This window comes from Thalassospira sp. B30-1 (genome assembly GCF_015767575.1).
In the GTDB taxonomy this organism is placed as follows: Bacteria; Pseudomonadota; Alphaproteobacteria; order Rhodospirillales; family Thalassospiraceae; genus Thalassospira; species Thalassospira xiamenensis.
The window spans coordinates 4,125,069-4,152,013 of sequence record NZ_CP065232.1 but is presented as its reverse complement, the minus strand read 5'-3'; the positions used below and the strand labels follow the sequence as shown (position 1 = coordinate 4,152,013).

Here is a 26,945-nt window from a genome sequence, read left to right as displayed (position 1 = left end):
TGCCCGCAAATCGTTGAAGTTCCTTAATTTGTTAACACATCCTTATATGTTGCCCTAGAATAGTGCTTATGCAATCGGATAGGTGGCTCGTAACAGGTTTGTCGCGGGTCGCTTGGCGTGTGCGCCATATTTGATGTGATACAAGATTTGCTGCGAACGGGGTTTCGGGAAGGAACACAATGACCCTGCTGGACAAAATCCAGTCGGTCCGCAAGGCGGGCGCGACACGGGAAGGGGATCGCACCCCGCTGGAACGGGTGTTCTGGCGGTCGATTGCCCTTGTCGGCGGATTCAGCATGGTCATCAATATGCTGAACATGGTCATCCCGATCTATTCGATGCAGGTGTTTGACCGTGTCCTTTCCAGCCGCAGTGTCGATACGCTTTTACTTCTGACGCTTGGCATCGCGTTGGTGCTGCTGTTCATTGCGTCGATGGAACAATTGCGTTCGCGCCTTTTGATCCGGGTTGGCACCGCACTTGATCTTCGGCTTGGCGGGGATCTGTTTGCCCATGTCGTGCAACAGGCCGCACGCGGCAACAATATGCGCCAGCGACCGTTGCGCGATCTTTATGGTCTGCGCGGGTTCCTGACCGGATCGGGCCCCTTTACCCTGATCGATTTCATGTGGGCCCCGGTCTATATCGGTGTGGTGTTCATCTTTGACACGCGGCTTGGGCTTGTCGCCTGTGCCGGGGCGGCGATCCTGATCCTGATTGCGATTGCCAACGAGGCGGCGGCAAAGATTTCCGTCGACCGGTCCGAAGAAAGCCAGAATCGCGGTATTGCGCAGGAAGAAACCTATATCCGCAATGCCGAGGCGATGGAAGCCATGGGCATGACTCCGTCCGCGCGCCAGCGCTGGCAGGCTGATCAGTCCGATGCGCTGTATTGGGAAGGCCAGGCCAGCCGACGGGTCGGAACATCGACAACGCTTTCGCATTTCATCCGTCTGGCCATGCAGGTCTGTTTTATCGGGGTTGGTGCCTATCTGGTGCTGTCCGAGAGCATCACGATCGGGATCATGGTGGCCTCCATGATCATGGGGATGCGCGGGCTTGCCCCATTTGATGGCGCGGTTTCGGCATGGCGCAGCTGGAATTCGGCGCGCAATTCGTTCGAACGGCTGAATAAGATTCTTCTGGATAAACGTCAATCGACACCTGCGCCGCTGCCACGCGGGCGCGGTATTTCGGTGACGGTGGATCGGCTGGTTTTTGCCCCGCCGGGCAGCCGCAATGTTCTGTTCAAGGGATTTTCGTTCAAGACCGGGCCGGGGCAGGTGATTTCCATCGCCGGGTTCAACGGGGTTGGTAAAACGGCCCTTTTGAAGCTGATCATGGGTATCTGGGTGCCCGGATCGGGGTCGGTCAAGCTTGATGAAATCGAAGCATCGCGTATTGATCGCGGTGAACTTGGCCCGCAGGTCGGCTATCTGTCGCAGAACCCGTTCCTGTTTCCCGGGACGATTGCCGAAAATATTGCCCGTCTTGGCAATGCCGAAATGCGCGACATCATTCAGGCGGCCGAACTGGCCGGGGCGCATAAATTCATCCTTGATCTTCCCGATGGCTATGAAACCCGGGTTGAACGGGGCGGGCGCAATCTTTCGGGCGGGCAGCGCCAGTTGATCGCCCTTGCCGCGGCGCTGTTCGGGCGGCCGCGCATGTTGTTGCTGGATGAACCGACAACCGCCCTTGATGACAATGGTGTCGGGCATATCAGCGGGCTGATTGATATCGTGCGCCGTGCCGGGATTACGACCTTTATCGTCAGTCACGAACGCGAAATTCTGGTGCGTGCCGATGCGATCCTTGCCCTAGCCAATGGTCAGATTCAGGTCGTGCCGGTGCGGGCCAAGGCCGATCAGATGATCGCGCCACCACCTGCACCCGTGGCATCGCCTGTTGCCCCACCGGCGCGTGATGGACAAATGCGGATCACGCCCAAACGGATTGCGGTGCCCAACCCGGATGCACCGCGCCCGATCATTGAAAAAAATTCGGCGCAAAATCAGACGCCGGAACAGACGCCTTTGCCCGCCGGTATTATGCCGACGCCGACCCGCGCACAGGCCAGCCGTGTCGCACAGGCCAAGTCAAAGGCCGGGATCGAGCGCACCGAAATGGTGCCGCAACCGACCCCGGGCGGCACCATGATGACCATGCGCCCGGCCACCCGCAAGAAGGCCGAAACAACAGCGGACGACCGTGCCGAACGGATGCGCATTGCCCGTGAAAAGCAGGAAAAACAAAGACTGAGCGCGCGCAAGACCGCCCGCGAAGCCGCCCTTGAGGCCAGCCGCAAAGAAGCGCGTGAGCAGGTTCTGGCGAAAAAGGCCGCTGCCCGTGAAGAGGCGCGCAAGGCGCGCCGTACCGGCGAGCGCAGCCCAGCACAACAGCCCGCCGCCGCCCCGCGCCCGAAACGCAGTGACCCGCCACAGCTTCGGGTGGTTGAAGGATCGGCTGGTCGCAGACAGGGTGGTGTCTGATGGCAGGGGTGGAGCTTCCAACCGCGCGTGAACTTGAAACCGATGTCAGACCGCTGGTGCGGATCGGTCTTCTGATCCTGATCCTGGGTGTCGGGTCGGTGTTCTTGTGGGCGGCAACCGCGCGCATCAATTCCGCCGCAACGGCAAGCGGCGTGGTCGCACCGTTTTCCGGTCGGCAGAGTGTTCAGCACCTTGAAGGCGGGATCATTCGCGACATTCTGGTGCGCAACGGGGCACGTGTGCAGGGTGGCGATGTCCTGATCCGGCTTGACGATACGCGTGCGCGGGCCAGTTTTGATCTGCTGAATAACCGCTATCTTAATGCGCTGGCGACACAGGCCCGCCTGATTGCCGAACGTGGCGGCAAGGACAGAATCCAGTTTCCCGCGCCGCTTTATGATCCGAAATATGCCGGGATTGTTGAATCGCAGGAAACCCTGTTTCAAAGCCGCATGAACGCGTTTCGCGGTGAACTTGAACTGTATGACGAACGGATCAAGGAACTGCGCCGCGAAATCATCGGCACGCAGGAACAGAAAACCGCATCCGAGCAGCAGGTTGGCATCGTCAAGGAAGAGCTTGCCATGGTCAAACCCATGGTCGATCTTGGCTATGCCAGACGCACCCGTCTGCTTCAGCTTGAAAGTCGTCTGGTCGAAGTTCTTGGCAATATAGGGCGGTTTTCGGCCGATATCGCACGCATCGAACAACAAATCCAACAGGTCAAATCCAGTCAGGCGCAGCTGACGCGTGACAATCTGCAAACCATCAATACCGAGCTTCGCGATATCCAGGGCGAGATTTCAGACCTGAATGAACGGTTGCGCTCGGCCGAGGATATTCTGGTGCGGTCCGACATCAAGGCACCGCGTTCCGGTACGGTCACCAATTTGCAGTTTTCCACCGTTGGCGGGGTGATCCCGCCCGGTGCGCAAGTGCTTGAAATCGTGCCACAGGACGACAAGCTTGTGATCGAGGCGCGCGTATCGCCGAACGATATCGATGTCGTGCATGAGGGGCTTGAAGTTAATATCCGGGTGACGGCTTTCAGCCAGCGCTGGTTTGCGCCGGTAAAGGGCGTTGTGGCGGATGTGTCGCCGGATCGTCTGACCGATCCGGAAGGCCGCCCGTATTTTCAGGCAATGATCGAAATCGATTCGGAAAGCCTTGCCGAACATGAAGGCATGATTTTATCGCCGGGAATGGCCGCACAGCTTGAAATCGTCACCGGTGCCAGAACGATTCTCGCCTATCTGTTTGCTCCGATCACCGACAGTTTTGATCGCGCATTCCGCGAACAATAGGTCTTCCAGCCCGATTCGGGGTCTTTCTACCTACCCTATACAACCTGACAGATTCTGTCAGAGGCGAATTTCGCCTTTCAAATCCCGGGAAAACATGAAAAAAATGTAATTTAGCGATTCCAGTGCGCATCTTCCGTTGATGGGTGCTTGATTGGCGTCTATACTACTGTATATAGAAGGCTGCTTTGTCTTCTGTATTCAATGGATTGAAAAATTAATCCCAAGTAGGGAGCAGAATCTTGGCTTCGCCCGCCAATCAGGACGATGGCACCGGTTTAACGGATGCTGATATCGAACAGGTGCTGGATAACCGCGCAGAGGATAGCTCTGTTGCGGGTAATTCTGATTCCGGTTCGTCGGGCGCGTCAGGTTCACAATCCCCTGCAACGCAGGCCTTCACCAATATCCAAAACGTCATCGGCACGTCGTTTAACGACATCCTGATCGGGGATGCGGGCGACAACACCCTGATCGGTGGTGCGGGTGACGATATCCTGGTACCGGGCGAGGGCCAGGATGAAATGACGGGTGGCGAAGGCCGCGATACATTTGTTTTGCAGGCCGGATTTGGTCAGGCGACCATCACCGATTTCACCCTTGGCGAAGATTATCTGGCCCTTGACGATCTCGGCATTGAAAGTGCGGCCGATCTGGTTTCGCGCGCCTCGGATGACGGTCAGGGCAATGTCGTCATTACCTTTGCGTCCGGTGATCAGCTGACGCTTAAGGGCATTAGCATTGCCCAGCTTTCCGAAATCACCCTTGTTGATGCCCCGAAACTGACCGATGTCGCGCTGGACAGTTCCGGCGATCTGTCGTCGGGCGACGCAACCATCATTGACGGAACGTCAGGTGATGACGTGATCCAGGGCACGTCTGGCGACGATGTGATTTCGGGCAATGGCGGCGGCGATATTGTTGATGGCGGTTCTGGCAACGATACGCTGTCATTTGACGGTTCGGATGATGCCGTAACGGCCGATCTTTCGACCGGTACGGCAGGCAGTGCGACAGACAACGATACCGTTTCGTTTAGCAATATCGAAAATCTGACCGGGACATCGGGCGATGATGTTCTGCGCGGGGACGCCGGAAACAATACGCTTTTGGGTGGTGCAGGCGACGATACCTTTGGCGCCAGTGGCGGTAATGACTCGATTGACGGTGGTGCGGGCAGCAACACCCTTGATTACAGCACGTCCGAACAGGGTGTTGTTGTCGATCTGAAAAATGGCGCGACCGAAAGCCGGACAGAAACTGAAACCGGTGATGATGCCGCATCTGAAACCGGCAGCAACACGGATTCCGGCACGGCAAGTGGCGATGCATCCGGCGGTGAAACGGCAACTGACACCGGCACGGACGCCAACACCGAACCTTCTGGTGAAACGACCGGCGATACTGCCGGGGCAGATACTGGTGACACGACCGACGAGGCATCGGACCCGTCGGAGGGACCGGTGACGGGTGAAACTGATACGTCCGGCAGTGATGCGACCGATGGCGAAACCGGTGATCAGGCTTCTTCCGGTAACGGTGGAGACAGTTCCCAGTCGGAAACCGATGGCGGGGCTGGCGATGATTCTGCGTCTGGCGGATCGGGTGATGACACCATTGCTGAAGAAACCGGCGACACAGGAACCGATGCAGGAACCGACACAGGTTCGGGCGTTGGCGACGAAACCACTGGTGATGCCGGAGCGGATGAAGAAACCGATCCGAACACCACTGTCGATGAGACAATCCCTACCGATCAAAATAGTACCGAAACGGGCTCTGATGCTGGTGCCGATACCAACACGGGATCGGAAACCGGCAGTGACGGGACGGATGGTGCCGACGAAACCGGTGGCGCTTCGCAGGAAACTGAAACCGGATCAACCACCGGCGGGGATCAGACGCAGACGGGTGATGCACAAACCGGTGCACAGGATGAAGCATCCGATAACGCATCCTCGAACGAGCCGGATGATACGGCATCGGGTGATGGTTCGGGTGAAGCCGGTGCATCTGGTGAAGAAACTTCAAATGGCGCGGATGGCACCGATACTGCGGAGACAACCGAGGAAGGTTCGGCTGATCCAGTAACGGAAGGCGAAGAGACCCCGGCAGAAAACGGTTCGGAAACATCCGGAACCGAAGAGGGCGCTTCGACTGAAACCGATGGTGAGACTTCCGATGTTTCACCGAATGAGGGAGCCGACGGGGAAACCCAGCCCGATCAGGAAACACCCCCGGCTGAAACCGGTTCGGACGCGGCGGGTAATGAAACGAACGCGGGTGACGGTGCCGAAGATGACAGCCTTGGCGGTTCGGACGGTGCGGGCGAAGACGTTCTGAATGAAGATACGCCTGCGTCGGGTGATGGTGATGACAGCACGGACGGCGAAGAACAGCCGTCGCAGTCAGAGAGCCAGACCGAACAGGAAAACACCAATAGCGGTCTTCAGGCCGGGGCAGAAACATCGCCCGAAACCGGCACGGATGAAACCGGTCTTTCCGGTGACGCGACCGGTGATGAGACTGGCGATGAGACTGTTGGTGAAGATGCTGGCGCGGATGAAGGCGGAGCCGAGGATGCGACCGGCGGCGAAACCACGGATAGCGAAGCCGACCCGATTGACGCGGGTGCTGAAGACGGCGACAGCACATCGGGCGAGCAGACTGATGGTGGAACCACTGGCGAGACGGATGCCGAAGCCGGAGATGCGACCGGGGATGCTACTGGCGGCAGTGCTACCGACAGCGGAAACGAGACCGGCGACGAGACCAATATCTATGACAACACCCCGACATCGGGGAACGACATTGTCCATGGCTCCGATGGTGATGATTTCCTTGGCGGGGCTGTCGGGAATGACACGTTGCAGGGCAGTGATGGCAATGACGTCATCGATGGCGGTCTTGGTGATGACGTGCTGCAGGGCGGCCTTGGCGATGACAGCCTTGATGGTGGTGCTGGGGCGGATGTCTTGCAGGGCGGTGAAGGCAATGACAGCCTTTATGGCGGTTCAGAAGACGACATTCTTCAGGGTGGCGAAGGCAGCGACCTTCTGGTTGGCGGTATCGGCAATGACGTTTTGCAAGGCGGTTCGGGTGACGATTTCCTGCGCGGCGGTCTTGGCAATGATCATATCCAGGGCGGCGATGGCACTGATACCGTCAGCTACACCGATGCGACCGATGCGGTAACCGTTGATCTTTCGCAGAATACGGCAACCGGTGGGGCAGGAAATGATGTCCTGCAAATGGTTGAAGACGTCATCGGGTCGGACTTCGACGATCATATTACCGGCAATGACGGCAATAACGTGCTGATCGGCGGGGATGGCATCGATACCCTGACCGGTGGCGCAGGCGACGATACGCTGACGACCGGTTCGGGCAAGGATGACATCGAACTGACCGAGAATTTCGGCAACGATACGGTCACCGATTTCAATATTGCCGAAGATACGGTCGACCTTTCGAAGCTGGGCATCACCGATTTCGCGACCCTGCAATCGATGATGAGCGATGATGGCAACGGCAACGCCGTTATCGATTTCGGTGAACAGGGTGTTCTGACCCTTGAAGGGGTCAGTTCTGACAGTCTTGTTGCGGATAATTTCCGCGGGTTCGGACGTATCTTTGAAGGCGATGGTGACGACGTTGCCGAAGGTACTGACGGCGACGATGCGCTGTATGGCTTTGACGGCAATGATATCCTCGGCGGTGGTGCCGGGGACGATGTCATTTCGGGCGGTTATGGCAATGACACGCTTTCGGGCGGTGCGGGCAATGATACCCTGCGCGGTCAGGAAGGTATTGATACGGTTGATTATTCCGGTGCCAATGGCGCGGTGAATGTCGACCTTGCCGCCGGTAGCGCAACCGGTGCCGATGGCAATGACGTTCTTGACCGTATCGAAAACGTTATCGGATCGAATTCCGACGATACGATTTCCGGTGACAGCGGTGTCAACGTGCTTCAGGGCGGGGCCGGCAACGACACCATTACCGGCCGCGATGGTAACGATACGCTTGATGGTGGTGCGGGTGACGATACCTTTGTCGCCGAGGCCGGCAATGACACCTATATCGGCGGTGCGGGCAACGACACGCTGGATCTGACGGCACGCGATGGTGCGCAGACGGTTAATCTGGGTTCCGGGACCGTCACAGACAACACCAGCGGCGAAGTCGATACGGTTAGCAGCGTTGAAAACATTGTCAGCGGTGCGGGCAATGACGTTCTGATCGGTGATGGTGCCAATAACGTCATTTCGGCCGGAGCGGGTGACGATCTGGTCGCTGGTGGTGGCGGGGATGACACGCTTGATGGGGGCGAAGGCACTGACACGCTCGCCCTTGGCAGTGAAACCGGTGCGGTTGTTGATCTTGCGGCGGGCACCGTCCAGACCAATTCCGGTCTGTCGACCGTTTCCAACTTCGAAAATGTTCGCGGTTCGGCAAGTTCCGACATCATTTCCGGCGATGACGGCAATAATATCCTGACCGGTCTTGCCGGTGACGATATTCTTGCTGGCGGTGGCGGTGACGATACCCTTGACGGTGGTGCTGGCTCTGACGCCGCCGATTACAGTGACGTTGACGCCGATATGGACGTCAACCTTGATGCCGGAACAGCATCAGGCGATGGCAATGATACGCTGATCGATATCGAAAATGTGACAACCGGTGACGGTAACGATACCGTTCGCGGAAATGGTGCGCAGAACCAGATTGATACCGGCGCGGGTGACGATACCGTATTTGGTGGTGAGGGTTCGGACACGCTGTCAGGTGGTGACGGTTTCGATACGCTTAGCTATAGCGACGCCGCAGGCAACCCGGTTGGTGGTGTAACCGTCGATCTCGAAGCCGGAACTGTTACCGGTGGCGATTTTGTCGATCAGATTGACGGGTTTGAGCAGGTCGAAGGCTCGGCCGGCAATGATCGCATGCTGGGCAGTTCGGGTTCCGATATCCTTAGGGGCGGTGCCGGCAACGATACGATTGATGGTCGGGCGGGCGCAGACACGCTTTCAGGTGGTGCCGGTTCGGATACCTTTGTTATTTCGACCGATAGCGACAATGACCTGATCACGGATTTCGATCCTGAAAATGACATCATCGACATTCAGGGCATCGATGGTCTTGAGCTGTTTTCGGACATTGCAGACTTTATCGGTGTGGATGGCGATGGAAACGCGACCATCACGATTGGTGATTCTATTGTCACCTTGCAGGGCGTTGATCCCGATAGCCTGACCTTCAAGAACTTTGAAGGTATTCGTTCGCTGGACGGTACAGAAAATGCCGACACCCTTGTTGGCACCAGCCGCAGCGATGTGATCGATGGCAAGGCTGGCAACGATAGCATTTCGGGCAATGCCGGGAATGACACGATTTCAGGTGGTTCTGGCAATGACGTCATTTCGGGGGGCGTTGGAAATGACGTCGTCGATGGCGGCACCGGGAATGACTTTATATCCGGTGATGCTGGCGACGACATCATAGATGGTGGTCTTGGCAACGATGTGATCGTTGGCGGGGTCGGCTCTGATACACTTGACGGCGGCGAAGGTACTGACACCGTTTCGTTCCAGGATTCAGGCAGTGGTGTGAATGTCGATCTTGATGCAGGTTCGGCAACAGGTCAGGGCACAGACACACTTGCCAATTTCGAAAATGTTTCCGGATCATCCTATAACGATACGCTTTCCGGAGATGACCAGAATAACGTGCTTTCTGGCGGTGCCGGAAATGACATCCTTGATGGTCGCGATGGCGATGACCTGCTTCTTGGTGGGGCAGGCAACGATACGCTGATCGGTGGGGCGGGCAATGACTCCCTTGTGGGGGGGGATGGCTCTGATACCGTCGATTATGCCAGTGCAGAAGGCAGCGTTCAGGTCAATTTGGGTTCGGGCTCGGCAACTGGTGGTGCAGGCACCGATACACTCAAGGAAATCGAGAATGCAGTTGGCTCGGACTTCGATGATGTTCTGACTGGTTCGGATCGTGCAAACAGCATTTTGGGTGGCGCGGGCAATGATCTGATCAATGGTGGCGCAGGCAACGACTATCTTGCTGGTGGCACCGGGGCGGATACCTTTATTTTCAACGGGACTTCCGGCGAAGATAAAATTGCCGATTTTGATATTGGTGAAGACCGTATTGATCTGAGCAGCTTTGGCCTTCCGAACTGGGAAGCACTGAAAAGCCTGATCGAAACCAATGCCGATGGCGATGCCGTCATTTCCATCAATGACCAGACGTTGACCCTGACCGGTGTTTCACCGGATCAGCTTGCCGCTGATAACTTTGTTGGCATCGAAAGCCTTGGTTCGACCGAAGGTGACGATGTTCTGGTTGGTACGGGCTTTGACGAAATCATCGATGGCCTTGGTGGCAATGATACCATCAGCGCAGGGGCTGGTGCGGACACTGTTTATGGCGGTGCTGGCAACGATACGCTTTCGGGCGGGCTTGGCAATGACACGCTTGATGGTGGCGATGGTCAGGACACGGTCGATTATTCATCAGAATCTGCTGTTACGGTTGATCTGAACAATGGCAGTGGTTTTATCGCCAACGGCAATAGCGACACGCTTGTCGATATCGAAGACGTTACGGGTTCTAGCTTCAACGACACGATCACTGGTGATGCACAGAACAACACTCTGAAGGGGTTGGGCGGCAATGACAGCATCGATGGCGGTGCTGGCGATGACCGGATCGAAGGTGGTTCCGGCAATGATGATCTGAGCGGTGGTGCCGGAAACGATCAGATTTCCGGTGGGGCTGGCAACGACATCCTTGATGGCGGCCTTGGGGATGATCAGCTGGTTGGCGGTGCGGGCCAGGATTTTGTGGATTACACCGACGCAGAAGGTGCTGTTAGCGTTGATCTGGCATCCGGAACGGCATCTGGTGGGGCTGGCAATGACACGCTTTCGGAAATCGAAAACATATCAGGTTCGGATTTCGACGACATCCTTACAGGTGATTCTGCCAATAACACAATTGCGGGCGGTTTAGGGAACGATACCGTTTCCGGCGGTGCTGGTGATGATCTTTTGTATGGTGGCGATGGCGACGATGTCATTGATGGCGGTACGGGAACGGACACCGTCAGTTTCTTTGGTTCGGGCGCTGTAAATATCGATCTTGCCGCGGGCACTGCGACAAGCGAGGCCGGGACGGACAGCATTTCAAACGTCGAAAATGTTATCGGTTCCACCGGTGATGACACGATCATCGGTAGTGACGGTGCAAACGTTATTTCGGCCGGAATTGGCAATGACGTTATTCGTGGTGGCGCGGGTGACGATACGCTCAGCGGTGGCTTCGGCGCGGACATTTACAAATTGTCTGCGGGTGACGGTCAGGACACCGTTACAGATTTCGATGTAAATTACGATCAGATCGACATTTCCGAACTCGCGATAGACACCTATGACGAACTTTACAGCCGCATGTCGGTCAATGCGGATGGTGATCTGGTTGTTGATTTCGGCGAAGATACCAGCATGGTTCTCAAAGGCGTCAGCCTGAACCAGATTTCTGCCAACAATTTCATCGGTATCCGCGACATCGTCGGAACGTCTGGAGATGACATTCTCGCTGGTACCGCTGGCGAAGACACGTTATCGGGTCTGGATGGCAACGATACGCTGGACGGGTTGGCAGGTGATGACGTTCTGCTTGGCGGTGCCGGGGATGACCTGCTCGATGGTGGTGCCGGGGACGATATACTGGACGGTGGCGCGGGTAATGATACCGCCGACTACAGTGACAAAACCGCTGATATGCAGATCAATCTTGAAGACGGTACGGCTTCGACCGGATTTGAGAACGACACACTGCTTGATATTGAAAATGTCATTGGCGGTACCGGGGACGATGTCCTGACCGGTAATGATGAAGGAAACATTCTTGCCGGTGGTGCCGGTGATGACCTGCTCGAAGGGCTTGGCGGCGACGACACGCTGTTTGGTGGCGCGGGTAACGACACGGCCAGTTATCAAAATGCCGACGGTGGCGTGAATGTTGATTTGTCCGCCCTTAGTGCGACCGGTGCTGATGGTCAGGACAAACTGATCGATATTGAAAATGTCATCGGGTCGGAATTCGACGACGTCCTGAAGGGCGATAGCGGCGCGAACGTCCTGAATGGCGGGGCCGGTGATGACCTCTTTACCGCAACACAGGGCAATGACACCCTGATTGGCGGGGACGGGGTTGATACGGTTGATTACAGTGCCGCAACCGGCAGCATTTCGGCAAACCTGTCGACAGGCGATGTTTTCGGTCTTGGACAGGATAAAGTCACAGGCATCGAAAATATTATCGCCACGCAGTTTGCCGATACCCTTGTCGGTAACGAGGCCGCGAACACCCTGTCGGGTGAAGATGGCAACGATATTATTGCTGGTGGCGGCGGTGATGACACATTGCTCGGGGGCCGTGGCAACGACACACTTTCCGGCGGCGCTGGCTCAGATCTTATTGATGGTGGCGAGGGTAACGATACTGTCGACTACAGCAACAGCCTGAACGGCATTACCATTGATCTTGAAACCGGTGAAACCGATACCGAGACCGGCGATCAGGTACTGAATGTTGAAAACGTTACCGGTTCAAACCTTAACGATACCATTACCGGCAGCAGTGGCGATAACACGCTGATCGGTGGTGCCGGTAATGATGTTTTCAATACAAGTGCCGGCAATGATGTGATTTCCGGTGGAACCGGCACCGACAGTGTTGATTACAGCGCAAGCGAAGGTGCGGTTAATGTCGATCTGGAAGGTGGCACTGCTACCAAGATTGACGGTACCGATACGCTTTCGGATATCGAGGATGCGACGGGTAGCGCATTTGATGACACCCTGACCGGGACGTCGGGTGCAAACAGCCTGGCCGGTGGTGCGGGGAACGATATCATCAATGCGGGCGGTGGCAATGATACGGTTTCGGGTGGAACCGGGGATGATACGCTGCGCGGTGGTGCCGGTGTCGATACACTGGATTATTCCAAGGCATCCGGCGGGCAGGTTGTCAATCTGGTAACCGGCGTCGCGACAGGTGCCGACGGCACAGATGACATTTCCGGTTTTGAAAATGTCACAGGCACCGATTTTGACGATACCCTTATCGGTGATAACGCCAATAACGTGCTATCGGGCGGTGCGGGGAACGATACGCTGTCCGGTGGTTCGGGCAATGATGTGCTGGATGGCGGTGCAGGCAACGATACATTCGTCGGCGAAGCAGGTGATGATACCTATATCGGTGGTGCCGGTTCGGACATCATCGATTTCAGTAATGCCCAGTCGGGGATGGATATCAGCCTTGCCAACAATATCGCGACTGGTGCGGATACCGGCACGGACATCCTGAGCGATATCGAGCAAATTGTTGCGACGAATTTTGACGACACCATCACAGGTAGCGCCAACGCCGATACCATCTCGGCCGGGGCTGGTAATGACATCATATCTGGTGGTGCCGGAAGCGATATCATTAGCGGCGGGGCTGGCGATGACCTGATTGATGGCGGTGCCGGCAACGATACGCTCGATGGTGGGGACGGCGAAGATACCCTTTCCTACGACAGTGCCGCCGGTGGTGTTTCGGTTGATCTGCAAACCGGTGTCGTCGGTGGTTCTGAAGGCGATCAGGTTGCCAATTTTGAAAATATTGCCGGTTCGCGTTTCGACGATATCCTGAAAGGCGATGCAGGTCGTAATACGCTTGATGGTGGTGCTGGGAACGATACCCTTGATGGCCGCGATGGTGATGACGTTCTGTTGGGCGGTGCCGGGAATGATGTTATTCGCGGTGGCAGCGGCGCAGACACCATTGATGGTGGCGAAGGTTCCGATACCCTTGATCTGTCAGACGTTTCGGGTGATCTGACTGTTGATTTTGCCGCCGGTACGGCAACAGACGGTACAACAACCGACATCTTCACCAATATCGAAAACCTTGTTACCGGTGACGGCAATGACGTTATCACCGCGACCGATGAGGTAAATGTTATCAATGCCGGGGATGGCGATAACACGGTTATCGGTGCGGGCGGTGAAGATACGCTGACAACCGGCAGCGGCGAGGATTATGTTTCTGGTGGTGCCGGAAACGATATCATTGATACCGGTGCCGGAAATGACACCGTCGATGGTGGCGACGGCAGCGACGTTGTGACCACGGGTTCCGGCAACGATATTGTTACCGGTGGGGCAGGTAGCGATGTCATCAATGCCGGTGATGGCAACGATACGGTCGACGGCGGTACCGGTGACGATACGATTGTTGCTGGCCAAGGCGATGACGTCGTCCTTGGTGGCGAAGGCAATGATGTCATCGATAGCGGCACGGGGAACGATACTGTCGATGGTGGTGTCGGCGCTGATACGATCACCGCGGGTGCGGGCGATGACCATGTGACCGGTGGCGAAGGAAATGACATCATTTCCGGCGGCGGCGGGGCAGATATTCTTGATGGTGGTGCTGGCGACGATATCCTGCGTGCAGGTGCCGGGGATGATGTCCTGATCGGTGGTGAAGGTCTTGATACGGCAACCTATTCGGATGCGACCGGTGGGCTGGTTATTGATACCGCGAACAATACCGTCAGCGGGACGGGAACCGGAACCGATACGCTTGACGGTATCGAAATCATCGAAGGCTCAGGACTCAGCGATACCTTCCTTGGCGGGGAAGGCACGGACATCTTCCTTGGCGGGGCTGGTGACGACACCTTCGATGCCGGGGTTGGCGACGATATTCTGACGCTTGGCGAAGGGGCTGATCAGGTTGTCTTCCGCCCGGGCGATGGCAACGACACGATTACCGATTTCGACCCGGCCGTTGACGTTATTGATCTTACCGATTTCAATATTGCCGGTTTCGATGCCCTGAAATCCCAGTTCAGTGCGGATGGCGATGGTAATCTGATCATCACGCTTGATAGCGGCGACACGATTACACTGAACAATATTCAGGCAGGCAGCCTGACCGCGGCAAACTTTATCGGTGTCGACGTTCGTCTTGGTACGGAAAATGCCGACGAAATGGTTGGCGGAAACGGTGGCGATATCATCAATGCTTTGGGCGGGGATGACACCGTTTCGGGTGGTGATGGCAATGATCGTCTGATTGGCGGTTCGGGTAACGATACCCTGTCGGGTGATGCCGGTGACGATACCCTGGTTGGTAATTCCGGGTCGGATACGCTGATTGGTGGTGCTGGCACCGATACGGCCGATTATTCGACCGAAAGTGCCGGAATTGTTGGTGATCTGACGGCCGGTACCGTAACCGGCGGAGACGGCAATGATGTCCTTGACGGCATCGAAAATCTTACCGGGACGTTATATGCAGATACCCTGACCGGAACCGATGGCAGCAATACCCTTTCGGGCCTGGCTGGCGATGATGTGCTGGTCGGTGGCGAAGGCAATGATGTGCTCGACGGTGGTGCGGATTCTGACACTGTGGATTACAGTGCCGCAACCGGGGCGATGAATGTCAACCTGACCGCAGGCACAGCGACCGGTCAGGGCAACGATACCCTTGCCAATATCGAAAATGTCGTCGGTTCGGACTTCAACGACACAATCAATGGCAATGCTGCTGATAACACCGTAACGGCCGGTGCCGGGAACGACGTGATCAATGTCGGTTCGGGGGATGACGTTGTTGATGCCGGAAGTGGTGATGACGAAATTACCGGCGGTGCGGGATCGGATACCCTTTCCGGTGGTACCGGCAACGATGTTCTGGACGGTGGGGCGGATAACGACACCCTGTCGGGTGGCACGGGTGACGACATCATTCAGGCCGGGACCGGCGACGACTGGATTTATGGCGATACCGGTGACGACATCATTGATGGTGGCGACGGTATCGACACGGTCGATTATTCCAATGTCGAAGGTCCGGTTGTTGTTGATCTGGTCAACCAGTATGCATCGGGTTCGGGTGGCAATGACATTGTTCGCGATGTCGAACGGGTCATTGGTACCGACTTTGCCGATACGCTGATCGGGGCGGACGGGGTCAATACGCTTGATGGTGGTTCGGGCAATGATACGCTGATTGGCGGCGATGGTGACGACGTCATTATTACCGGCGACGGCGAAGACATGATCGTTGTTACCCCGGGCGGCGGCAGCGATACGGTTACCGATTTTGACGTCAACGAAGATGTGATTGATCTGTCATCCTACGGGATTGAGGATTACAGCGATCTTGCCGATCGCATGTTCGATGACGCCAATGGCAATGCGGTTATCTCGCTCGGCCCGGGTGAAAGCATCACGCTTGAAGGTGTTTCGGTCGATGATCTGGGGCCGGATAATTTCTTTGGCTATGTCACCATCGAAGGTACCGAATTTGACGATGTCCTGCAGGGCAGCCAGCTTGGCGATGAAATCAATGCGCTTGACGGTGACGATATTGTTGATGGCGGTGCCGGGGATGATGTCATCAATGGTGATGCGGGCAATGATACCCTGACCGGTGGGGCCGGTGATGACGAACTCAATGGCGGTGACGGTAACGATACCGCCGATTATTCCGACACATCCGAAGGTGTCACCGTTGACCTCGGCACAGGTAGCGCAACTGGCGCAGCCGGAAACGATACCCTTGATAGCATCGAAAATGTCATCGGCGGGAATGGCGACGATATCCTGATCGGCGATGAAAACGCCAATATCCTGGATGGCGGCGCAGGCAATGATACCGTTTATGGCAATGGCGGCGACGATACCCTGATTGGCGGCGAAGGCGATGACACGCTGTCCTACGAAGGGGCCGAAGACGGCGTTTCCGTCGACCTTGCCAATGGCACGGCAACCGGTGGTGCCGGAAATGATGTGATTGACGGGTTTGAAACCGTGATCGGTTCCGACCATGCCGATACCATTTCGGGCGATGATGCCAACAACGTGATCGAAGGCGGTGCCGGTGATGATGTGCTGGCCGGTGGTGGTGGCGATGACACCATTCTGGGCGGGGCGGGTAACGATACCCTCAAGGCAGGTACCGGCAATGATACCCTTGTCGGTGGCGATGGCACCGATATCGCCGATTATTCGGATCGGACAGATCCGGTTGTGGTTGATCTTGCCGCGGGGACCGGCACCACCGGCGATGGCAACGATACCCTGATCGATATCGAAGGGGCGACCGGTGGATCGGGCAACGACACCCTTCTGGGATCGGATGGCGATAACATCCTTTCGGGTGGTGCGGGTGATGACACCCTTTCGGGCGGTGCAGGGAACGACACCCTTGCCGGTGGCGCCGGAGCAGATTTGCTTGACGGTGGGGCCGGTGACGATGTCCTGGCCTTCGAAGGGGACCATGTCGCGGCATCGGGTGAAACCACCGACCATGTCGGCAGCCCGACGACGGATGGCACCGGTGACGTTGCCGATATCAGTGGCAAAAACCTTTCTGATGACAGTTTTGTCGGTGGCGAAGGCAACGATACCCTGCAGGCAGGCGACGGTGATGATGCCATCATTCTGGATCGCGATCACGCCGGTGGCGGTGCCGCCAACCCGTCGATTGTGGATATTGAAAACATCAATGCCGGTGCGGGTAACGATGTTGTCGACCTGACCAGTGAAACGCATTCCTACGGTGACGTCACGATTGATGGCGGTGCCGGTGACGATACCCTGTGGGCCAATGACGGTGATGACGTCATCCTTGGCGGTGACGGTTCGGACAATATTCTGGGCGGTGCGGGTGCCGATAATATCGATGGGGGTGCCGATAACGACATCCTTGATGGCGGAACCGGGAATGACATCATCGCGGGCGGTGCCGGTGACGATACGATCATGGCCGGTATCGGCGATGATACGCTTTCGGGTGGTGACGGGTCCGATACGCTTGATATGTCTGCGGCCAATGGCGCGACAATTGATCTGGCCAATGGTACGGCAAGCAGCGATGCCACTGGCTCGGACAGCATTTCCGGCTTTGAAAATGTGATCGCGACGGATGGTGATGACACCATCACCGGTAATGCCGCGAACAATGTGATTGATGCCGGTGCAGGCAACGATACGGTTTCGATTGATGCCGGTAACGATCACCTTGATGGCGGCGACGGCATTGATACGCTTGATCTGTCGGGCACCAGTGGCGGGGTAACGGTTGATCTTGCCGCTGGCACGGCAAACGGCGCACAAACCGGTTCCGATACGATTGACAATTTCGAAAATGTCACCGGTTCGGCAGATGCCGATACCATTACCGGCAATGATGCGGCCAACACGATTGATGGCGGCGCTGGCGATGACGTGATCGATGGCGGGGCTGGCGACGACGTCCTTTCGGGCGGTGCGGGCAATGATACATTGGCCGCAGGTGACGGCAACGACACCCTGACCGGTGGCGATGGCGCGGATGTCTTTGTCTTTGAAGATGGCAGCGACGCCGATCTGGTCAGCGACTTTGACATCGCCAGCGATGTGATTTCCCTGCCCGATATCGGTGTTACAAGCTGGACCGAATTGCAGTCGATTCTGTCCGATGGTCCGGATGGTGCGGTGATCACGTTGCCGTCCGGCGGCACGGTAACGCTTTCGGGTGTTGCTGTTGGCGACCTGTCACCGGATCACTTTGCCGGAATTGAAAATGTAGGAACGCCGGGTGATGATACACTTGGCGGTGGCAGCGGTGACGATACGGTTGGTGCCGGTGATGGCAACGATACGGTCGACGGTGGCGATGGTGATGACACGGTCGATGGCGGCGAAGGCGATGATTCCGTTGGTGGCGGATCGGGCAACGATAGCGTTGGCGGTGGTGCCGGTAACGATACGGTCGACGGTGGTGACGGTGATGACACGGTCGATGGCGGCGAAGGCGATGATTCCGTTGGTGGCGGATCGGGCAACGATAGCGTTGGCGGTGGTGCCGGTAACGACACGGTCGACGGTGGCGATGGCAATGACACGGTCGATGGCGGTGATGGTAATGATTCCGTCGGTGGTGGTGCTGGTAACGACACTGTTGGTGGTGGTGCCGGGGACGATACGGTTGATGGCGGGGATGGTGATGACACGCTCGACGGTGGTGACGGCAACGACACCCTGATCGGCGGGCCTGGCACGGATACGCTTGCCGGTGGTGCGGGTGATGACGTTCTGGAATTTGGCGCGGATCGCACCGGCCAATCGGGTGATACCACCGATCATGCGGGCAGTCCGGGTGTCGATGGCACCGGCGAAATTGCCGATCTTGACGGGCTTGGCGTCAGTGATGATCAGTATGATGGCGGTGACGGCATCGATACGCTGGTGGGCACGTCGGGCGGTGATGCGATCATTCTGGATCGCGATCATGAAAATGGTGCTGCCAATCCGTCAATCAGTGGCGTTGAAATCATTGAAACCGGCGACGGTGATGACGTTGTCGATCTGACCAGCCAGGTGCATTCCTATGGCGATGTCACGGTTGATGGCGGGGCTGGCAACGATACCATCTGGACCAGTGCCGGGGATGACAGCGTCCTTGCCGGTGATGGTGATGATCATATCAATACGGGTTCTGGCAGTGACGTGATTGACGCCGGGGCGGGTGATGACGATATCGCGGCGGGTTCTGGCGATGATGTGATTGCTGCGGGTGACGGCAACGATGTGATTTCGTCGGGTGATGGCAATGATACGGTCGATGCCGGTGCGGGTGACGATAGCGTTATCGGTGATGCCGGGAATGATATTCTTGCCGGTGGCGATGGCACCGATACGCTTGATCTGACCAATGCCGATGGCGGGGCCGTCATTGATCTTGAAAATGGCACGGCAAGCAGCACGGAAACCGGTTCTGATACCATTTCGGGCTTTGAACAGGTCGTTACAGGTGCTGGTGGCGATACGATTTCCGGAAGTTCCGCCGATGACACCATATCGTCCGGCGCAGGAAACGATACGATTGACGGTGCCGATGGCAATGACCGGATCGTGGCCGGTGACGGCAATGATGTCGTGTCTGATGGTGCAGGCAGTGACTATGTCGATGCCGGTGCGGGCGATGACACGGTTATCGCGGGTGCCGGTGATGACAGTCTTGATGGTGGCCAGGGTAATGACACCATCGACATGCGCAACGCAACCAGTGGTGCCACGGTCAATCTGGCAGCAGGTTCGGCGCAATCGGTGGAAACCGGTTCGGACAGCATTTCGAACTTTGAAAATGTCACAACCGGTTCGGGCGATGATGAACTGACCGGATCGGACGCCAATAACGTCATGGCCGCAGGAGCGGGTAACGACACCCTTGATGGTGGGGCTGGCGACGATACGCTTTCGGGCGGGGCTGGCAATGACAGCTTTATCTTTGCCGACGGCACCGATGATGATGTTGTCACCGACTTTGAAGTCGGGACCGACAAACTGACCCTTGATGGCACGGGCATTGAAACCTGGACCCAGCTTCGTGATCTGATCACCGGCAATTCGCTTGGTGATGCGGTGATCAATCTGCCGTCCGGCGGCACGATCACGCTGCAAGGTGTCAATCCGCTTGATCTTTCAGCCGATGATTTCACCGGGGTTACCGATGGCGGGACCCCTTATGACGACAGCCTGACCGGCGGCGATGGCGATGACGTTATTGATGCGCTTGCCGGTGACGATATTGTCGATGGTGGTGCCGGTAACGATACGATTGATGGTGGTGCGGGCAACGATACCCTGATGGGTGGTTCGGGCGATGACACGGTCGATGGCGGGACCGGTTCGGATACGCTTGGCGGCGGCACCGGCAATGATGAACTTAATGGTGGCGATGGTGCGGATACGCTTTCGGGTGGATCGGGTGACGACACCCTTGATGGCGGATCCGGCGACGATGTCCTGAACTTTGAAGCCGATGGCACGGCCGTAAGCGGTGAAACCACGGAAAATACCGGCAGCCCGGGCGTCGATGGTACCGGCGATTTTGCCGATATCGGTGGCAAGAACATCTCGGATGATACCTTTGTCGGTGGTGACGGTACCGATACCCTGAACCTGAGCGGTGGCAGTGATGCGCTCATCCTTGATGGCAGCAAACTGGGCGATGGCCAGACGACGGGTAGCACGATTGAAACCCGGACATTGGGCCTGACGGATTCGGCATCATCGGGTGCCGTGCAGGCCGCATGGTCGGATGCAAATCTTTATGCCTTTGATTTTGGTACATCCTATGTCGGTGAAGACGGCAAACTGAACCTTGCCGCGGCCGATGACACCGTGACCTTTGATGGCAACGGTATTGGCAATAACGGCGGTTCACCGGCCGGAAGCCAGATCAACCACAATGGCAATACCGGCGAAAGCGAAGCCGTTGTTGTCGATCTGGGTGCCAATGCGCGGAATGCCACGGTTCAGGTTTCCAACCTGATTGCGGCCGAGCATGGCGGCGAAGTCGGTTCTTGGCAGGCCTTTGATGCCGATGGCAATCTGGTTGCGTCGGGTGTGCTTGACGAAAGCACAATCAATTACACCAGTGGCGGTGTCGGCACCGCAACCATCAGTGTCACCGACAGTCTGGGCAATCCGGTTGAATTCCGTTACCTCGCCTTCGAAGGCGAGCCTTATGCCGATGGTTCATCGGGTGGTGACAGCAGCGACTATTTCGTGCGTTCCATCACCTTTGATGCGGTGGTTGAAGAAACCGTCACCGATGGCGCGCGCCTTGACGGGGTCGAAGTCATCAACGCAGGCGAAGGCAACGACGTTGTCGATCTGACCAGCGATACGATTGCCTATGGCGATGTCACCATCAATGGCGGCGGCGGCAACGATACGCTTTGGGCCAACGAAGGTGATGACCGCATCAATGGCGAGCTTGGCGACGACAATCTTTATGGCGGCGCGGGTGACGACTATCTTGATGGTGGTTATGGCCGCGATATCCTTGATGGTGCCGAAGGCAACGATACGCTGATCGGCGGGCAGGGTAACGATACGCTTCGCGGTGGTGAAGGCGACGACATTATCCATGGCGGTGGTGACATCGATACCGTGACCTATGACGACGCGGCATCGGGCGTGAATGTCGATCTGGCCAATTACACCGCGACGGGTGGTGCCGGAAATGACGGCATCTACTGGGTCGAAAACGTTGTCGGCTCTGCCCATGATGACATCATCAGGGGGGATGCGCAGAACAACACGCTGGATGGCGGTGCCGGTGATGACACCCTTTCGGGTGGTGCCGGGAATGATGCGCTGCGCGGTGGTGATGGCAACGATACGGCGGATTACAGCAATTCGACCGCGGCGGTTCGTGCGAACCTTGCAACCGGTACCGCACAGCTTGCCAATGGCGAAGCAGACAGCCTTGTCAGCATTGAAAACCTGATTGGTTCGGGCGGCAGCGACACCCTGACCGGATCGAATGGCGATAACCTGCTTTCGGGTGGTGCGGGCAATGACAGCCTGATCGGCAATGGCGGCAACGATACCCTTGATGGTGGTATCGGCAACGACATGCTCGATGGTGGCGATGGTGATGACATCCTGACCGGCGGCGACGGTGCTGATCGCCTTTATGGCGGGGCAGGCAATGATACGTTGGACGGGGGTGCCGGTAACGATACCCTTGATGCCGGGGCGGGCGACGACGTTATTCTGGCGGGCGATGGCAATGACGTCATCACCGCAGGTGCCGGTGCAGATACGGTTGATGCGGGTACGGGTGATGACACGGTTGTTGCCGGTGCGGGCAACGATATCCTTGCCGGTGGTGATGGCACCGACACCCTTGATTTCGCTGCCGCCAATGGTGTGACGGTTGACCTGTCGACCGGCACCGCAAGCAGCGATGCCACCGGTACGGACGCCATTTCCGGCTTCGAGAATGTTCTGGGCACGGCGGGTGCGGATACGCTTATCGGATCAAGCGGGGCAAACGTCCTGTCTGGTGCGGATGGTGATGACGTTCTGGACGGGGGTGCGGGTGATGACTCCGTTTATGGCGGGGCCGGTAATGACACCATCATCGCCGGTGCCGGGAATGACACGCTTTCGGGTGGTGCAGGCACCGATACCCTTGACCTGAGCCAGGCGGCAAGTGGAGCCACGGTTGATCTGTCGGCCGGTACCGCAAGCAGTGCCGAAACCGGCAATGATGATATTTCCGGTTTTGAAAATGTCATCGGATCGGCGGGCAATGACGACATTGCCGGATCGGATGGCGATAACGTCCTTTTGGGTGGTGCCGGGGATGACACCATTGAAGGCGGTGCGGGTGCCGATACGCTTGATGGCGGCGATGGCATTGATACCATCAGCTATGAGGGATCAGACGCCGGGGTCGAGATTTATCTTGGCGATACCGATGCCAATGCCAGAACACCGGGCGAAGGCGGTCGCGCATTTGGTGGTGATGCCGCAGGCGATATTCTTGCCAACTTTGAACGCGTCATTGCGTCGGCGCATGATGATTACGTCTATGGCAACAGCCAGAACAACGTTGTCGATCTTGGGGATGGCAACGATACGTTTGACAATGTAGAAGCCGATGTCAGTGCCGATACAGTCGATGGCGGCGAAGGCAATGACACGATCTGGACCGGCGATGGCGCCGATACCCTGATCGGTGGCAATGGCAACGACTATCTGAACGGTGAAAAAGGCGACGACACGCTTGACGGTGGGGCTGGTAATGACAGCCTTGTGGGCGGTGATGGCAACGATACGCTGGATGGCGGATCGGGGAATGACCGTATCTCGACCGGGTCGGGTGCCGATCTGGTCAAGGTCACAAGCCTTGTCGGTGATAAGGTCGTTACCGATTTCAACACCAGTGTTGACCAGATTTCCCTTGATGCGCTTGGCATTTCCGAATGGTCCGAACTTGCCCCGCGTCTGAGCGAGGTCAATGGCAATCTCGTCATCGATCTGGGCCCGGATGGCTCGGTCACGCTGCTGGGTGTGCGTCTGAACGAAGTCACGTCCGACATGTTTGTCGGTATCGAAGGCCCGGTTGGCGCAACACCGTTTGATGATGTCCTGCTGGGCACTAGCGAAGATGATTATATCGATGCACTGGCTGGGAATGATGTGGTCGATGGCGGGGATGGCAATGACACCATCCTTGGCAATGACGGCGACGATAACCTGTCGGGTGGTGCCGGAAACGATACGATTTCGGGCGGCAACGGCAATGATGTGATCGACGGTGGCGACGGCGACGACAGCCTGCATGGCAATGACGGCCATGATGTGATCGCGGGCGGTGCGGGCAATGACACCCTGATCGGTGGATCGGGCGACGATGTGATTTCTGGTGGCGGCGGTTCGGACTTCATCGATGCGATGGATGGCGATGATGTTGTTACCGGCGGTGATGATACCGACACGATCTATGGCGCGGCCGGTGATGATCAGCTTTCGGGCGAAGCGGGCGATGATGTCATTTCGGGCGGGGATGGTGCCGATACCATCAATGGCGGTCTTGGCAATGACGTGCTTTCGGGCGATGCGGGCAATGACACCCTTTCGGGTGCGGATGGCAACGATACCCTGATGGGTGGCGACGGTGCCGATACGCTTTCGGGTGGCACCGGCAATGATGTCCTGTCGGGCGGCAATGACAATGACCTTCTCGAAGGCGGTATCGGAAGCGACACCCTGTCGGGCGATGCCGGTAATGACACGCTGCTGGGTGGTGACGGCAACGATACGCTGGATGGCGGGGCTGGCAACGATACCTATACCGGTGGTGCCGGTTCGGATCAGATCATCGTATCGGATAATTCCGGCGATAAGGTTGTCACCGATTTCAATCGGGCAAGTGACCAGATCAATCTGTCTGCGCTTGATGTGGATAACTGGGCCGAGTTGCGCAGCTTGATGTCCGAGGTCAATGGCAACACCGTTATCAACCTGAATGGTCAGGGTACGCTTACCCTGCTGGGTGTCGCGATCAGCGACCTGAATGCGAACATGTTTGTCGGTGTCGAAGCCTCGACCGGGCCGACGCCTTATGACGATGTCCTGTATGGCACCAGCAACAATGACACGATTGCCGCCCTTGCGGGTGACGATACCGTCTTTGGCCTGAATGGTCAGGACACGCTGTCGGGCATGGATGGCAATGACAGCCTTTATGGCGGTGATGGCGACGACAAGCTGTATGGTGATAACGGTAACGACCTGATTGACGGCGGCAGCGGTCAGGACAGCATCACCGGCGGCGAAGGCGATGATACGCTGGATGGCGGGTCGGGCGATGACCGTGTCTGGGCGGGTAACGGGGCCGATACGCTGCTGGGTGGTCAGGGTCAGGACAAGCTTTATGGCGAAGCCGGTAATGACGTGATCAATGGCGGCACCGGCGATGACTCGATCCTTGGCGGTGACGGCAACGACGTTCTGGATGGCGGTGAAAACAACGACCGTCTGTGGGGCGGCGATGGCACTGATACCCTGTTCGGCGGATCAGGCGATGACAGGCTTTATGGTGATGGCGGTAATGACACCCTGATGGGTGGTCAGGGCAATGATACCCTTTCGGGTGGATCTGGCCGCGATACCGCAAGCTATGCCAATGCAACATCCGCGGTTGGTGTCAGCCTGAAAAACGGTACCGCCGTTGGTGGTGACGGATATGACGTCCTGTCTTCGATCGAAGATCTGATCGGGTCGAACTTCAACGATTACCTGTTTGGCGACGATGGTGCGAACCTGCTGTCCGGCCTGTCGGGCGATGATGTTCTGGGCGGTGATGGCGGCAATGACACCATTTGGGGTGGCGATGGCAATGACGTTATCAATGGTGGATCGGGCAGCGATCTGATCGATGCCGGTGCCGGTGATGACGTCATCGAATATCAGAAAGACGCGACCTGGTCGGGCAGCTATGCCGCAAAGAATGTCGGCGATCCGGACATGGACGGCACCAACGAACAGGTCAATCTGCAAGGCTATACCCGTTCGCAGGATATCTTTGATGGGGGTGACGGTACCGATACCCTGTCCCTGACCGGCGGCAATGATGCCCTGTTCCTTGACGACAAGATCACCGATCCGGGCGTTTCGCCGCGCATTTCGAATATCGAAGTCATCGATGCCGGTAACGGTGATGACATTGTCGACCTGACCAGCGAAACCCAGTCCTATGGCGATGTGACGGTTCTTGGTGGAACCGGCAATGACATTATCTGGAGCAACGCCGGGGACGACGTCCTTGATGGCGGCGAAGGCAACGATACGCTTTGGGGTGGTGCGGGCAACGATACCCTTGCCGGCGGTGCCGGGATCGACATCCTGAATGGTGGTGCCGGTGACGATGTCCTGCAATACAATGCCGACGACACCTGGAGCTCGAACTGGCATGCGCTTAATGATGGCGCGCCGGGCGAAGATGGCCATGACAACAATACCGGCTGGGGCCATACCGGCCATCACGGTAATGGTTGGGGCCATGATTACAGTGGCGATGCCGGGACTGGCGAATATGTCAATCTGAACGGTTATAACCAGTCGAACGACATCTTCGAAGGTGGCGATGGCACCGATACCCTGAAACTGACCAGCGGTAATGACGCGCTATTCCTTGCCGACACGGTCAGCGATCCGGGCATTTCGCCGCGCATCCGAAATATCGAGGTGATCGAAGCCGGTGATGGCGATGACATCATCGATCTGACCAGCTCCTATGAAACCTATGGCAATGTCACGCTTGATGGTGGCAACGGCAATGACATCCTCTGGAGCAATTCGGGCGACGATGTGCTTCTGGGCGGGGCGGGCAATGATCGCCTGTATGGCAGTGCCGGTGACGATACCCTGACCGGGGGTTCGGGCTGGGATGAATTCGAGATCGGCAAAACCAACGGTCACGACATCATCACCGACTTCACCCCGGGCGAGGACATCATCAATCTGTCGGAATGGAATTACAGCAACTTCAACCAGATCAAGAATGACATGCATCTTGATACCGATGGCAATGTCGTGATTGAACTTGGCAATGATGCATCTGTCACCCTGATGGGCGTCCATGATACCGATGATCTTGATGCCGATGATTTCGGGTTCGGCACCTGATCGCGGATCGTTTGGATCACCTGACCCGGAAATGACAAAGGCAGCCAACCATGCTGCCTTTTCTTTTGATTGTCTGTCTTTACCGG

General features: G+C 57.1%; 3 protein-coding genes. All 3 read left to right on the top strand.

All coding sequences use genetic code 11. The annotated features are described in order from the left end of the window. Positions 1 to 179 precede the first annotated feature (179 nt). The 3 genes from IT971_RS19340 (at position 180) to IT971_RS19330 (ending at position 26,859) form a co-directional block, all read left to right on the top strand. Positions 180 to 2,492, top strand: coding sequence for a type I secretion system permease/ATPase (locus IT971_RS19340; RefSeq protein ID WP_063092720.1), 2,313 nt, complete (start codon positions 180 to 182; stop codon positions 2,490 to 2,492). Then, positions 2,492 to 3,796: an HlyD family type I secretion periplasmic adaptor subunit gene (locus tag IT971_RS19335; RefSeq protein WP_063092721.1), complete on the top strand. Its 1,305-nt coding sequence runs from the start codon at positions 2,492 to 2,494 to the stop codon at positions 3,794 to 3,796. Before IT971_RS19340 ends, IT971_RS19335 begins: the two co-directional genes overlap by 1 nt. A 239-nt stretch (positions 3,797 to 4,035) precedes the next feature. Next, on the top strand, positions 4,036 to 26,859 hold the full coding sequence (locus IT971_RS19330) for a M10 family metallopeptidase C-terminal domain-containing protein (protein ID WP_065701854.1): 22,824 nt from the start codon (positions 4,036 to 4,038) through the stop codon (positions 26,857 to 26,859). Positions 26,860 to 26,945 lie beyond the last annotated feature (86 nt).

Excerpts from the sequence above, each read along its gene's own strand:
- IT971_RS19340 (WP_063092720.1), top strand. The coding sequence starts at position 180 with ATGACCCTGCTGGACAAAATCCAGTCGGTCCGCAAGGCGGGCGCGACA.
- IT971_RS19335 (WP_063092721.1), top strand. The coding sequence starts at position 2,492 with ATGGCAGGGGTGGAGCTTCCAACCGCGCGTGAACTTGAAACCGATGTC.